The organism is Micromonospora hortensis (genome assembly GCF_022230935.1).
In the GTDB taxonomy this organism is placed as follows: domain Bacteria; phylum Actinomycetota; class Actinomycetes; order Mycobacteriales; family Micromonosporaceae; genus Micromonospora; species Micromonospora hortensis.
In genome coordinates, this window is record NZ_JAKKFE010000012.1 from 146,854 (window position 1) to 160,022 (window position 13,169).

The 13,169-nt window shown below is 68.3% G+C and carries 12 protein-coding genes and 2 pseudogenes; 9 read left to right on the plus strand and 5 right to left on the minus strand.

From position 1 onward, the window contains the following. Positions 1 to 16: 16 nt before the first annotated feature. A complete protein-coding gene (locus NIE111_RS09230) occupies positions 17 to 916 on the minus strand; it encodes an ABC transporter substrate-binding protein (protein ID WP_238683974.1) in 900 nt (299 codons plus the stop codon). A gap of 152 nt (positions 917 to 1,068) precedes the next feature. Here NIE111_RS09230 and NIE111_RS09235 point away from each other — a divergent pair, with 152 nt between their 5' ends. Then, entirely contained in the window at positions 1,069 to 1,452 is a 384-nt protein-coding gene (locus NIE111_RS09235) for an ankyrin repeat domain-containing protein (RefSeq protein WP_238683975.1), read from the plus strand. 60 nt (positions 1,453 to 1,512) lie between these two features. On the opposite strand, the gene NIE111_RS09240 is transcribed toward NIE111_RS09235, so the two are convergent. After that, on the minus strand, positions 1,513 to 2,406 hold the full coding sequence (locus NIE111_RS09240) for a sigma-70 family RNA polymerase sigma factor (protein ID WP_238683976.1): 894 nt from the start codon (positions 2,404 to 2,406) through the stop codon (positions 1,513 to 1,515). 108 nt (positions 2,407 to 2,514) lie between these two features. Between NIE111_RS09240 and NIE111_RS09245 the strand changes: the two are divergent. The 4 genes and pseudogenes from NIE111_RS09245 to NIE111_RS09260 form a co-directional block, all read left to right on the plus strand. Beyond that, a pseudogene (locus tag NIE111_RS09245) lies at positions 2,515 to 2,625 on the plus strand (transcriptional regulator); the annotation flags it as partial. A 59-nt stretch (positions 2,626 to 2,684) separates the two neighbouring features. Continuing rightward, a pseudogene (locus NIE111_RS09250) lies at positions 2,685 to 2,880 on the plus strand (HD domain-containing protein); the annotation flags it as partial. 281 nt (positions 2,881 to 3,161) lie between these two features. Further along, positions 3,162 to 3,692, plus strand: a complete 531-nt coding sequence (locus tag NIE111_RS09255; protein ID WP_238683977.1) for an AAA family ATPase — start codon at positions 3,162 to 3,164, stop codon at positions 3,690 to 3,692. A 509-nt stretch (positions 3,693 to 4,201) separates the two neighbouring features. After that, positions 4,202 to 4,570, plus strand: coding sequence for an SCO4402 family protein (locus NIE111_RS09260; RefSeq protein ID WP_238683978.1), 369 nt, complete (start codon positions 4,202 to 4,204; stop codon positions 4,568 to 4,570). Between the two features lie 1,051 nt (positions 4,571 to 5,621). Here NIE111_RS09260 and NIE111_RS09265 read toward each other — a convergent pair. Then, a complete protein-coding gene (locus NIE111_RS09265) occupies positions 5,622 to 7,220 on the minus strand; it encodes an MFS transporter (RefSeq protein WP_238683979.1) in 1,599 nt (532 codons plus the stop codon). 134 nt (positions 7,221 to 7,354) lie between these two features. Beyond that, positions 7,355 to 8,332: an NAD(P)/FAD-dependent oxidoreductase gene (locus NIE111_RS09270; RefSeq protein WP_238683980.1), complete on the minus strand. Its 978-nt coding sequence runs from the start codon at positions 8,330 to 8,332 to the stop codon at positions 7,355 to 7,357. Between the two features lie 79 nt (positions 8,333 to 8,411). Between NIE111_RS09270 and NIE111_RS09275 the strand changes: the two genes are divergently transcribed. From NIE111_RS09275 to NIE111_RS09290, 4 genes are all read left to right on the plus strand, one after another. Next, positions 8,412 to 9,014 (plus strand): helix-turn-helix domain-containing protein, encoded by a 603-nt coding sequence (locus NIE111_RS09275; protein ID WP_238683981.1) that lies wholly within the window; start codon positions 8,412 to 8,414, stop codon positions 9,012 to 9,014. Positions 9,015 to 9,290: 276 nt separating this feature from the next. Continuing rightward, positions 9,291 to 10,184, plus strand: coding sequence for an NAD(P)H-binding protein (locus NIE111_RS09280; protein WP_238683982.1), 894 nt, complete (start codon positions 9,291 to 9,293; stop codon positions 10,182 to 10,184). Next, positions 10,181 to 11,017: an NAD(P)H-binding protein gene (locus tag NIE111_RS09285; RefSeq protein ID WP_238683983.1), complete on the plus strand. Its 837-nt coding sequence runs from the start codon at positions 10,181 to 10,183 to the stop codon at positions 11,015 to 11,017. The genes NIE111_RS09280 and NIE111_RS09285 overlap by 4 nt, the downstream gene beginning before the upstream one ends. A 282-nt stretch (positions 11,018 to 11,299) precedes the next feature. Next, positions 11,300 to 11,857: a hypothetical protein gene (locus tag NIE111_RS09290; protein WP_238683984.1), complete on the plus strand. Its 558-nt coding sequence runs from the start codon at positions 11,300 to 11,302 to the stop codon at positions 11,855 to 11,857. A gap of 258 nt (positions 11,858 to 12,115) precedes the next feature. Here NIE111_RS09290 and NIE111_RS32215 read toward each other — a convergent pair whose 3' ends face one another. Beyond that, positions 12,116 to 13,048, minus strand: a complete 933-nt coding sequence (locus tag NIE111_RS32215) for a GNAT family N-acetyltransferase (RefSeq protein ID WP_238683985.1) — start codon at positions 13,046 to 13,048, stop codon at positions 12,116 to 12,118. Positions 13,049 to 13,169 lie beyond the last annotated feature (121 nt).

Sequence of the window (13,169 nt, forward strand, 5' to 3'; positions counted from 1 at the left end):
CTCGGGCGCGGCAGCGTCAGCCGACGTCGAGGGGCACCCGCCGAGCGCGGGAGTCGGGGCGGCCGGCGAGGATGCCGGCGAGGATCTCCGCGCCGTCGACGACCCTCGGGCCGGGACGGTTGAAGTAGGCAGGCCCGTCGACCACCCACACCTGCCCGGCACGCACCGCGGGCAGGTCCGCCCAACCGGGTTGCGCGGTCGCCACGGACAACTCGTCGACGGTTCGCTCGGGCGTGAACCCGCACGGCCCGAACACCACCACGTCGGGGGCCAGGTCGGCGACCACCGACCACAGGTGCGGGGTGCTGTGCGCGCCCGGCCCGAGCAGCAGCGACCGCCCGCCCGCGTAGGCGATCTGCTCCGGCACCCAGTGCCCGCCGGGCATCAACGGGTCGAGCCACTCGACGAACAGCACCGTCGGCGCGCCGGGCACCGACCCCGGCAACGCGGCGAGGCGACGCTCGGCGTCAGCTCGGATCTCCGCCGCCCTGCCTTCGGCGCCGGTCAGCGCGGCCACGGCATCGACAGTGTCCAGGATCCCGTCGATGGTCCTCGCCTCCAGGGACATCACACTGGTGTCGAGATCGATCAGACCAACCGCGTCGTTGACCCGCTCGTAGGAGACCGCACACACGTCGCACAGATCCTGGGTCAGGATCAGATCCGGCTTCAACCCCTCCAGCATGGCGACGTCGAGCTGGTACACCGACGAGCCTCGGTGCGCGTCACCGGCGATCGCCGCCGAGATCTCCCGGCTCGTCAACGTCTCCGGCAGGGACGTCGCGGTCACCGCCGGGATGTCGGCCAGGGCCCCCGACGGCCAGTCACACTCGTGGGTACGGCCGACCAGGTGCCCGGTCAGGCCGAGCATGGCCACGATGTCCGTGGCCGCCGGCAGCAGGGAGACGATTCGCACGTCCGCCTGCCTACCAGGCGCGACCGAGCCACGTCCACTCACAGATGACCCCACCGGCCAGGCAGTCTTCGTCAGGCCAGTCGTGTCCATGACGATGCGTTCGAGTACCTCGCCCTGTCACATTGGCTCGTCGTCTGGGCTCATAAGCACGAGTGCAAACACACGAGGAGGACACAGTGCAGTTTGAAGAAGCCGCCGAGGCCGCCGACGAAGCGACGATGCGGTCGATGCTGTCCGCCGACCCTGGGCTGTGCGATCGGCATGCAGACCTGGTTACGCGGATGGCCGAGGCGCGCAACTGGCCAACGGTCCGGCTGCTCATCGATCTTGGCTTCGGCGTCAACGGTGTCACCGCCGTCGGCGCCACCGCCTTGCACCATGCGGCGGCAGCGGGTGAGCTGTCGATCGCGCGCCTGCTGGTCGAGCACGGTGCCGACCACACCGCCCGCGAACCGGGGTTCAACGCGCAGCCGGCGGGCTGGGCGCAGTACTTCAAGAAGCGGGAAACCCAGAGATATCTCGAGTCGTTGGCCTGATGCTGCGCCGTCCGGTCACGCGGCATCAGACCCACCGCTCGTGGAAGTGGGGCTCGGCATTCACCCCATTGGTCGCTCCGCCTGATTCAGGAGGGCGGACGCGAGGCGGTGGACGCGGTCGGGGTCGCGGACAACGTCGATCCTGACGATCTTGTCACCCGCGACAGTGAAGGCCATGACAGAAAACGGCTGCCCGTCGCGGGTGATCAACGTTCCGATCGCGCCGTTGACCAGGGCGGGGCGCAGTTGGCCACCGCGTGGGGCGCGGGCCTGCTTGGCCACGGCCGCCGCGCCGCGAACGACGGTCGCCGGCCTGGCAGTGCCGAAGTCGGTGCGCAGGACGACGTCGGGGTCGAGGACCTGCACGAGGGCGTCGAAGTCACCGGTCCACGCAGCCGCGTAGAAAGCACGGACGACCCGCCGCTGGCGCGCTAGATCCGGACCGGGTGACGGGATCTCGGCACCGTGCAGCCGGCGCCGTGCCCGGCTGGCGAGTTGTCGCGCGGCGGCCGGGGTGCGGCCCGCGATGCCGGCGATCTCCTCGAAGGGCAGGTCGAACATGTCGTGCAGCACGAACGCCAACCGCTCAGCAGGAGTGAGCTGGTCGAGCACGACGAGCAGGGCCAAGCTCACCGAGTCGGCCAGCAACGCCTCCTGCTCGGGGTCGGGGTCCCCGTCCGGGATGACAACCAGGTCGGGCAGGTGCGTGGCGAACGGATCCTCCCGGCGGCGTCGGCGAGAGCGCAACATGTGCAGGCACTCCCGGGCGACGACAGTGGTCAACCATCCGCCGAGGTTGTCGATCTGATTCGCGTCGGACCGGCTCAGCCGTAGCCAGGCATCCTGAACAGCGTCGTCCGCGTCAGCCAGCGAGCCGAGCATTCGATAAGCCACCGCCCGCAGCCGGGGTCGGTGCTGCTCGAAGCGCGCGGCCAACCAGTCATTCTCGTCCATCGGTCACACCATCCCATCGCCAAGGCTCACAGAGATGAACCCTCAGACACAGCGAACGTGACACCGCCGAACCCGGGACGCGGCACCCCGACGACGCCTGCGAGCGAGCAACACCTGGTCCATCGCCTCGATCCAGGGCACCCCTTCGTCGACCTCAACATCCACAACATCTGGGCATTGCTGGCCGCACGACGCGGTCTCGCTCTCGACAATCCCGCCGCGACTCAAGCGATGAACGTCATCTTCGAGGCTGGCGTCCTCAAGCGCGCCGCCCGGACATTGCCGCCCGTGACGCCGACAAGCTGGAATGCCTCGTCCAAGCCGTCGAGTACCGCCACCAGGGCGTCGACACCGTGCAGCGCTGGATCGACAGCTCACGAGCGGCACTCAAGACCGCCAGCGCCCACCGCCTTGCCGACGCCGCCCTCAGCGGGCAACCCCCTGGCCTGGCTCACTCACCCGCCGCAGGAGTAAGCGTCATCACTTGGCGTGGTATTGATCTCGGTGATGGGCGTAGTCGATCAAACTGGACGAGACGCCCTACGACCTGGGCTTAAGAGGTCATAGACGGTCATCGGTGGTCACTGCTAGTTGACCTCAGACAGCCTGGAGGCGGCCTGATCTTGACGCCATCTCCAGGGTCTCCGCCGAGGGATGCGGAGGCGAGCTGCCGGCTCTTGCCACCTTGATGCCTGACGTCTCGCGCACAAGTCCTGTGCACGTTATCCGGTTGCTCAAGCGCGTTACCGTGTCCCGTGATCGTATGGCTCAACGGCACCCACGGCGTGGGCAAGACGACGACCAGCGCGCTCGTGCAGCATCTGATACCGGATTCACGGGTGTTCGACGCCGAGAAGGTCGGCGAAACACTCATGGACATCACACCCGGGCTACCCGCCACGGACAACTTCCAGCACTGGCCGCCATGGCGGCAACTCGTCGTCGAGACCGCCCGCCGCGTGCTCGACTACACCGGCGGCACTCTGGTGATGCCCATGACCGTCCTGGTCGAGCAGTACTGGCGCGAAATCAGCACAGGCCTTGACCACCATGCCATCCCGGTACGGCACTTCGTTCTCCACGCTGACGAAGCCACCCTCCGCGGGCGTATCGAGGGGGAACACCCCGTCCCCTCCCCGTTCCGCCTCAAGTACCTCAAGCCCTACGCCGAGGCGGCCCGCACGTGGCTACATGCCGAGGCCGAGGTCGTCGACACTACGAACCTGACTCCCGCCCAGGCCGCCGTGCAGATCGTCCGAGCCACCACGGAAGGCTCACACGTCTAACCTGAGGAATGCGGTTGAGTCAGGGCGGACGAGCTTAGCGCCTGCTGGCGGTGGAGCGGCAGACGACCGAGTCAACTGGCGGGGCGGGCCACTGCTGGCCGATGTTGACCGCCGCATCGGCTCGGCTCGCCCCCGGGTCGCTACCGTCAGCGGCGGCCCCGGACTTCCCGCTCTCCGCGCCAGCCGCCGGGTGTTCTGCATGGCCGGAGTCGGAGCGCCAGCGGAGCAACGGACGCGTGCCGAGGCGGCGGCGCTTGCGGCCCGTTCAGGGCCGCCTGAAGACGTACAGAAACTGCTGTACGCGACCAGAAAGGCCGCCTCCCGAACTCGGGAAACGGCCTCTGACTCGCGGAACTGAGAGTGGGTGATGCTGGTATCCGAACCAGGGACCTCTTCGGTGCGACACACGACGGATGGCAGACCGGCGACCACCGCTACCTTGCCGAAGGCACCATGGCACTGATCGCCACGCCCGCCCTCACCATCGCAACGACCGAACTGGCAGCAGCATGACCACCATCGCCTGGCCCGACCGCAGGGCCGACATCATCAACGCCCTGTCCATCCTCGCGGCGCTGCGCCCACATGAGCCCATCCCCTGGCCCGGCCTGACCGAAGCCGTCCACTGGCTCATCGACGACACCTTCTGGGACCAGCGTCATCCCCGCGACGACATCGGCACCATCCTCGCCAGCACCAGCGAGGCCAACGCGATCCGCGCAACACTCGAACCCTTGACGGCCATCCTCGACGAACTCGGACCCACCGCCCCCGACGACGACTACTTCACCCACCCGCGATGGCATGAAGTCACCAACGCCGCAACCAACACCCTCCACCTCATGCCCGGCAAAACCCCAACTCGACCCCGAGACTGAACGGGCGAGCAGAGACTCACGGCTCTACACCACTCCGCGGGGGACGTGGCCGTCACCGCATGCAATTGATACCGACTCGACGGCTCCTGCCCCCGCCGCACGAGAGGCCACGTCCGTCCCTCTGGCCAAGCAGCGCGACCGCCGCCGAACGCCTCCTCGACAACGAGCCCTGGCCGTCCGATCTTGGGCGTCCCGGTCGGCGAAGCTAACGACTCAGCTATAGCGAGTTGCCACAGCCGAACGCCAGCGGCGTCGCGGACGCCCGCGCTATGCCTTGACGGTGACCTGGTGGTTCCCGCAGGCAGCGATCATCGCCGGAATGGCTTGACCCAACCGGGAACGCAGGAAGTCCCCTCCCGGACCCGCACTGCGAGGATCTTGCACACGCTGCACCATTCCCACCGCTGTCACGCCCGCAGACTTCAGGTCCTCGTAAGCCGACCGTTGGAACAGCTCACCCATCCGCCGCAGCTCGTCAGCGGGCGCTATCTCCCCCTGCTCGGCGCGAACCAACATCCCCGCCGACCGGCATCCCGTCACTCCCGGGTCTTCATCCCCACGGTCGGCTAGCTGCCAGTACACCGCGGCGCCACCCACCAGAGCGAGCAGGACAACCGACGCCGCCGCCAGGCCGATCCACCGACGCCGAAGTCTCGAACCAGCAGAGGGACCGAGGGCGGCCTGGGAGTCATGCATTCTTAAGTCTCACTCTTCCTGATCAAGGGAGCCGTAAGCTAACACCCCATACGCGCAGGCTGCGAACAAGCCCACGTGAGCGGACGGGATCGGCACGAGACATCCGGCGCGGCGGTAGTGCCTCAGCAGCCCTCAACGTTTGCTCCCATAACGGCGCTCCCGTCTGGGGGTCCAGTCGAACCAGACGCGAGTGTCGCTCCGCTACAAGAAGGGCACCGGACGCCGCCGCCAACGCCGCCGCGCTCGAACGCAGGTGCAGAAGCCGTGACCACAGCACCTTCAGCCGGCAATACGCACTCCGAATCCGCTCGGATGTTCGACGCCCCCGGGGTCCTCCCGGAGCGTCGGTGCAGATTCAGCCCATGCCTTGGTCGTTGGTGCCTGCGTCATTCGGCTGGACGCGGGTGGTCGTCCAGACGATCAGCGACGCGATCAGCAGGAGGATCGAGCCGACCAGGAAGGCGTGGGTGACTCCTTCGGTGAAGGTCGCCTGCAACAGTGCCCGCCCCACGGCGTCGGGGTCGCCAGGAAGTGCTGTGGTGATCGGGCCGAGCACCTGCTCGGTGCGCTGCCCGGCGAAGTACAGGGACACGCTGCTGAGTACGGCGAGGCCGACTGATCCACCGAGTTGCTGGGCGGCGTTGAACAGGCCGGAGCCTACGCCAGTGTCCTGCGGTGCCAACCGGTAGAGCGAGGCCGGGGTGAGGCCGGCCAGCACCATTCCCATGCCCACGGCCATGGTGATCAGGTACGGGAACACCTGGCCCCAGTAGCTGACACTCCCGCCGACCGTGGTGCCGCCGGTGGCGGCCAGCGCCGCGGCGACCGGGCTGTCGTCCACCGAAAGCCGTGAGAACATCGCCATCGAGAAGGCAGCTAGCAGGCTGCCGATGCCGGCGATGATCCGCGGCTGGATCCGCGTCATCGCCCTGCCCGCCACGGTCGCCGTCACTACGATCCCGAGCGCGAACGGCAGAAAGGCAATGCCGGTCCGCAGCGGCGAGTAGCCGAGGATCTGCTGAACGAACAGGGTCAGGAAGTAGAACATGGCGAACATCGAAGCCATGGCCAGCGTCAGGGCCAGGTAGCCACCGGCCCGGACCCGGTTGCGGAAGATCCGCAGTGGCAGCAACGGATGGGCTGCGCGCCGCTCGATCAGCACGAAGATGACGAGCATGGCCACGCTGACGGCCAGGGTCCCTATCGTCGCCGGGTCGTCCCAGCCATGCCCCTCACCGGGCCTGGTGAGCCCGTAGACCAGACCGACGATGCCCAGCGAACCGGTGACGGTTCCCGGAACGTCGACGAGCCCGCGCTGGCGGGGCGACTCATGCAGCAGCTTCGGGGCCAACACGGCGATTGCCAGCGCGATCGGGACGTTCAGCAAGAAGGTCAGGCGCCAGCCGTCCAGCTCGATTCCCACGAAGCTGTCCATGCTGGTCAGCCAGCCGCCGATGATCAGGCCGATCCCGGCACCGGCGCCGGACATCGCGGCGTAGACGCCGAAGGCGCGGTTGCGCGCCGCACCCAGCGGGAAGGTGGTGGTGACCAGGGCCAGGGCGGCGGGGGCGATGAGCGCGGCGCTGCTTCCCTGCAGGATGCGCACGGCGAGCAGGAGTGGTCCGTTCGCGGCGAGACCGCCGAGCACCGATGCGACAGCGAAGCCCACCATGCCGGTGACGAGCATCCGCCGATAGCCGAACATGTCACCGAGCCGGCCACCGAGCAGGAGCAGCCCACCGAAGAACAGCGCGTAGCCGATGGTGAGCCAGGTGAGACTGGCGCCGGACATGTCGAGGTCCGCGCCGATGAAGGGCAGCGCGATGGTGACGATCGAGCCGTCCAGCACGATCAGCAGCTGGGTGACCGAGATGAGCGCGAGCGCCCAGCCAAGGTGCCGTGTCACCGGCACCTGCGGCGCCTCGGCGACCTCAGTGGGGTTCGTGTTGGCCATGGTTCCTTCCTTGTGGTGCCCGCCGAAGATTGGCCCTGCGCGGCGCGGCGAGGGCCGCCGGCTGCGCGCTGGGCCAACCCCGGCTTCGGGTCGGACAGTGGTGCCGACCTTCGGTCAGCTTCGGGTCGTGCTGGTCACGAGGCACCTGCGCTCACGGGGCGGTGGCGCTCGACCGCCGTGCGGGTGTCCTCCGCGACGAGGTCGGCGTTGAGGTGTTGACCGGCGGTCGCTCCGGCGGCCGCGGCCGCTCCGACCTGAGCGGTCAGGTCGGTGACGTTTCCGGCCAGCCACACTCCGGGCACCGGGCTGCGGCCGAACTGGTCGGCGGGCAGATGGTGCCCCATACCGCTGGGGTGTTCGACGGCGCGCAGTCCGAGTTCGCTGAGGAAGCCGGCGCGCGCTTCCATCCGGGTCGCGACCGCGATGACCTCTCGCGGTACCACGCGGCCGTCGGCCATCCGCAGCCCGGTCAGATTCCCATCGACGGCCTCGGCGGCCGCCACCTCCCCGGTCACCACGTCAATGCCGAGGGCAGCGAACTGCTCCTGCTGCTCCTCGGTGAGTTCGCTGCGGTGGGTGAAGTAGACCAGGTTGTCGCTGAGCTGGCGGAACAACAGGGCGTGGTGCACCGACGGCGCGCCGGTGGCCAGGATTCCGATGGCCCGTCCGCGTACCTCGTAGCCGTGGCAATAGGGGCAGTGCACGACGTCGTGCCCCCATTGCGGTGCCAGCCCGGCCACGTCGGGCAGCACGTCGACCAGGCCGGTCGCGACCAGCAGACGACGGGCATGCAACTGCGTTCCGTCGGCGAGGGTGACGGCGAACCTGTCGTCGTCACGACGGGCGCCACTGACCTCTCCGGTGAGAATCTCCCCGCCGTAGCCGCGGACCTCGTCGCGGCCCGCCGCCAGCAACTCGCCGGGCGCGGTGCCCTCCCTGGCGAGCAGTCCGTGCACTCCGGCCGCAGGGGCGTTGCGCGGCTGACCTGCGTCGATGACGACAACCGAGCGCAGGGAGCGGGCGAGAATCAGCGCTCCGCTCAGGCCGGCGGCACCACCACCGATGATCACAACATCAACCGCTCGCGCGGCCCGTTCTCCGTGGTTCTTCACGTCGATCACCTCCGGGCACGACAGTGCGCCGCAACCGGCGGAACGACAACTTCCTTCCCAGTTATGGCAACATCGGGGGATGTCCGATGAATTGGAAGAGGCCATCGCCGCCGCCGGCCCCCGGCTGCAACAGCTGCGGCGCAGCCACCGCCTCACCCTCACCGACGTGGCCGAGAGAACCGGCATCTCGAAGAGCACCCTGTCGCGGCTGGAATCGGGCCAACGACGTGCCAGCCTCGAACTGCTGCTCCCGCTCGCGAAGATCTACCAAGTCACGTTGGACGACCTCGTCAATGCCCCCGCGAGCGGCGACCCGCGGATCAACCTGCGTCCGGTCAGGCGCGACGGGGCGACCCTGCTCCCGCTCACACGCCGGCCGGGTGGCATCCAGGCGTTCAAGATTGTCCTCGGGGCAGGCGGATCGGACACGCCGGACCTCCGCACGCATGAGGGTTACGAGTGGCTCTACGTCCTTAACGGGCGCTTACGCCTCATGCTCGGCAGTCACGACCTCGTCCTCCTTCCCGGCGAGGCCGCCGAGTTCGACACCCGTACTCCTCACTGGTTCGGGACGCTCGAGGGTGCAGGGGCCGAGTTCCTCAGCCTGTTCGGCCAGCAGGGTGAGCAGGTCCACTTCCGGGCGAGACCGAAGACGCCACGACGCCAGGACAGCGCCGCCTAACGGAGGATGGCCAGCCTTCGGCCGCTACTGCCGCCGCCCTCCAGACGCCGCGTTGCTTGTGCAGGGCACCGGCTGAGCAACGCCGTGCGTAGGGGTACCCGCGCCAGCCGGAAGACCGACGCAACCGGGTGCGGTGGCCGTGCATGTCGTACATATGTACGATGTGCGACTTTTGAAATCTCCGCCTAGCCTGCGTGGTGACCGCCGCCGCGCCATTGGCCGTGGATTCGCGGCGGCGGTCTATTGCCCCACTCCAGGTATTCGAGAAGGAGCAACGTGACAATCCTAGTAACCGGAGCGACCGGAAACGTGGGTCGCCAGGTGGTGGCCCAACTGGTCCGGGCCGGGCAACCGGTGCGGGCGATGACCCGCCGGCCGCAGACAAGCCGGCTGCCGGACAGCGCCGAGGTAGTCCAGGGAGACTTCGAACGTCCCGACACCTGGCCGGCGGCGCTGGACGGAGTGCAGTCGGTGTACCTGTTCCCCTTCGTGTACGCCGCGCCCGACCATGGGTTCGTCGATGAGGCGGTCAAGGCCGGCGTCACCCGGTTCGTCGTGCACTCCGCAGCGGCGGCCGGGTTCCCAGCCGGAACCGGAGGCGACGGCGCCCTCGGCCGGCACCTGACCGAAGAGCGGGAAGCGCACCGCGGGTTGGAACTGCTGGTGGAGGCCTCCGGCGCTGAATGGACCCATGTGCGGCCGGGCCTGTTGGCCGCCAACGCTCTGCAGTGGGCCGACCAGATCCGGGCCGGACGGGTGGTGCGCGGGCCGTACGCGTCCGCTGGCTATCCGGTGGTCCACGAGGCCGACGTCGCCGATGTGGCGGTCGCGGCCTTGCTGACCGACGACCATGTCGGTGCCGCGTACACCGTCACCGGCCCGGTGAAGGTCTCGCAGGCGGAGCAGGTCACCGCGATCGGCGCCGCCATCGGCGTGCAGGTGCGATTCGAGGAGCTCGATCCGGCCGAGGCGCGCAGGCAATGGCTGCGCGACGGCTTCGATGAGGAGACCGTCGACTGGATGATTGCGCTGCTCGCCGACGCGGTCGACGGGACGGGAGCGTTGCCGCCGACGGACACCTACCTGCGGGTGACGGAGCGACCACCGCGCACGTTCGCCCGGTGGGCCAACGATCACGCCGCCGACTTCCGGCCGGAGGTGACACGATGACGATTCTGGTCACGGGTGCCACCGGCATGGTGGGCCGACACGTCGTCGCCGAACTGGTGAAGACCGGTCATCGGGTCCGCGCACTGACGCGGACGCCGTCGGCGTCGAGCCTTCCGGACGGGGTGGAGGTCGTCGGCGGCGATCTGACCGACCCGCCGTCCCTGGAGCCGTCGTTGAACGGTGTGGAGCGGATGTACCTGTTCCCGGTCGGACGGACAGCGCGTGACGTTGTTGCTGCTGCGAAGCGGGCCAGCGTGCGGCGCATCGTCGTGCTGTCCGGGGCGCTGGCCGACACCGATGACAGTGAGGACGGATACCTGGCGGTCGAGCGTGCGGTCGAGGATTCCGGTCTGGAGTGGACGCATGTGCGACCTGGAGAGCTCGCCGCGAACTGGCTGGACTGGGCTCCAACCATCAAGGAAGGTCGGGTGGTCCGCCGGCCGTACGGGGCTGCGGTGACCCAGCCCACCCATGAGGCGGACATCGCCGCGGTCGCCGCGAGGGTGCTCGTCGAGGACGGCCACACCGGCCGGACCTACACCGTTGCCGGCCCCGAGGCGCTCACCACCGTCTCGCAGGTCGACGCGATCGGCACTGCGATCGGTGCCACGGTGCGATTCGACGAACTCGATCCGGCCCAGGCCCGAGTCGAGTGGATCAGCAACGGCTATCCGGAGGCGTTCGTCGACTGGATCTTCGCCATGTGGGCGGAATCCGCGCGTGCCCCCGCCCGGACGAACCAGGAGTGGGCAGACATCGTCCCGCGCCTGACCGGCCGACCCGCGCGGACATTCGCGCAATGGGCCACCGACCACGCGACCGACTTCCGGTAGACCGTTCATAGTGGGGCATGGCGACCCTTCTGGGCCACCATGCCCCACACGACCGCCAACCCAGCACGACGCGCGACGAACGCTCCGCGCAAACATCCTCATCTCGGCATGAGCGGACACCGCCCTCGCCTCTACAGAGAACGCCGACGCCGACTCGTTCGGGTCCGCCGAAGAGGTCACCAGCCTGAAGTGGCTGGTGAGGGCCGTTGCCCGTGGGGTCGATGTCTCAGATGACGGAACCCCTGCGGATTCCTGATGCAAGCGATCGGATACCTTTCATCGATGTTCAGGGGCGAACGCGCCGAGGGCGACCTCGAGCGGGCGCTCGGACAATCTCGCCGTGCTGAGGGACTGCGCGAGCCGGTCAAACAGCCGAGCATCGTCTGGATGGCCGGCGACAGCACTCCCTACACCTATCCGACGCCCAGGGGCCAGGTCCTCGACTTCGTACTGGTGACCTCGTCGGGCCTGCTTGCCGAGGGCATCGGGGCGAACGTGCCCTACGAGAAGGTAGCGGGGGTGTTGCGTAGGTTCCAGACGTCCGTACGCAAAGCGACTCCATCGTTTCGCGCCTCTCACGATCTCGCAGAGCCCGACAAGGTCATCGCGACGGCCGTTGTCGCCGCCATCGTCGCCACGTCCGGCGAGCGAGGCTTCGCCGCACCGGCGGCTGAAGGGCTGTTGCTCCTCGACCGCGCCGTCGTCTGGACGCACAGACGAGCCTTCTACGCATACTTAGTGACAGGGCTAGGCGATCAATCCTTCTTTGCCGACGTCGTCGTGCCTTTGGAGGGCATCTCTGACACAGGCATTCAGACCAAGCTTTATACGAATATCTGAAACCTTGGGAATTCCAGTACGGTTTCACCTTCGATCGAATGCATCGTCATTGACATGTACGGACGTCGCCCTGCCGTCTCCGCGAGTCGCCGGGCAGATCCGGATGTCTTGAGGGGTGCTCATCCAACGAGCCGCCGGCACGCTCCGGCTACGCGGTAGTCCAGCCCGCTTGACGACGAGCCCGCACCTTCTGATCCGTAGCTTCGGCGAGGCGGTCCGAGCTCGTGCGTTGCAATGTCGGCACCGACCTTTCCTCGTCTATGGCTGGACGTCGTTGGAAAGGTTGATCCGGATCCCCGTGTTGCGGTATCCGGCGCGACCGAAAGCGGCCGCCATAGGCGTGTTGCCCATGTCGGTGGTGGCGGTGATGCGCGACTCGCCGTTGGTCGCGTGAAGGCGGGTGATCTCGGCGAGCACCTCGTCCACGTAGCCGCGCCCGCGGAACTCCGGCACCACCCCGAGATAGCCGACGTTCACGTTGTACGGGGTCGCGGAGGGAATCGCCATGCCCGCCACCTCGCCCTCGCGTGTGTAGGCGATCCGCCACCACTCCCGCTTGCCGGGCGCCCTGAGATAGAAGTCCATATCTTCGCGGGCGGTCGCGTCCACGCCCTTGGCGGCCAGGTTCGCACGGGTCTGGGCATCCAGGCTGCCCTCGGCGATTCTCCTGAACACCGCGAGGAACTCCTCGTCGGAGGCTTCGGTGAACCGTAGCCTGCCGGCTGCGGGGGGCACCCCGTCGGCGGGTGCCCACTCGAACTGCAGCCGCTCCACCTCGCGGGTGAGGCCCGCCGCGTGCGCCGCCGCCCGACGCCACTCCACGGCCGCCAAGGCGGCCGGATCGTCACGCCAGCCGCCGGTGACCTCGATGCTGTACTCCACCGGCTCTGGGAACCCGGCCAGCGCGGCCTTGATCAGCTCGGCGGCGACGGCGGCACGGTCGCCCAGGGCTGGATCCACGTCGAGGCAGTCGAGCGCGACCGGATGCGGGCTGCCCTTCGGCCCCCACCACAATGCCCGTCCCACGACCTGGCCGTCGTGCTCGGCGATCCATGTCCATTCCGGCCGGTACATGTCCTCGGCCAGATCGGCCAGGTAACGGTCGGCGGGTATCCACCCAACGGGCTCGGTCACGATCCACGGCGTCACGCGGTCGATGTCCGCGGGGGCGGTAGCGCGGTAGGAGATCACGTGCAGAGGCTAGCGAAGCTCAGAGGATGATTCGCGCGGACGGAAGGGCTCCTCTCGCTCGGCTAGAGCAAGGCTCCAGTGCCTGCGGCTCAAGTCCCTGCGGACTCAAGCGGATCTCCTC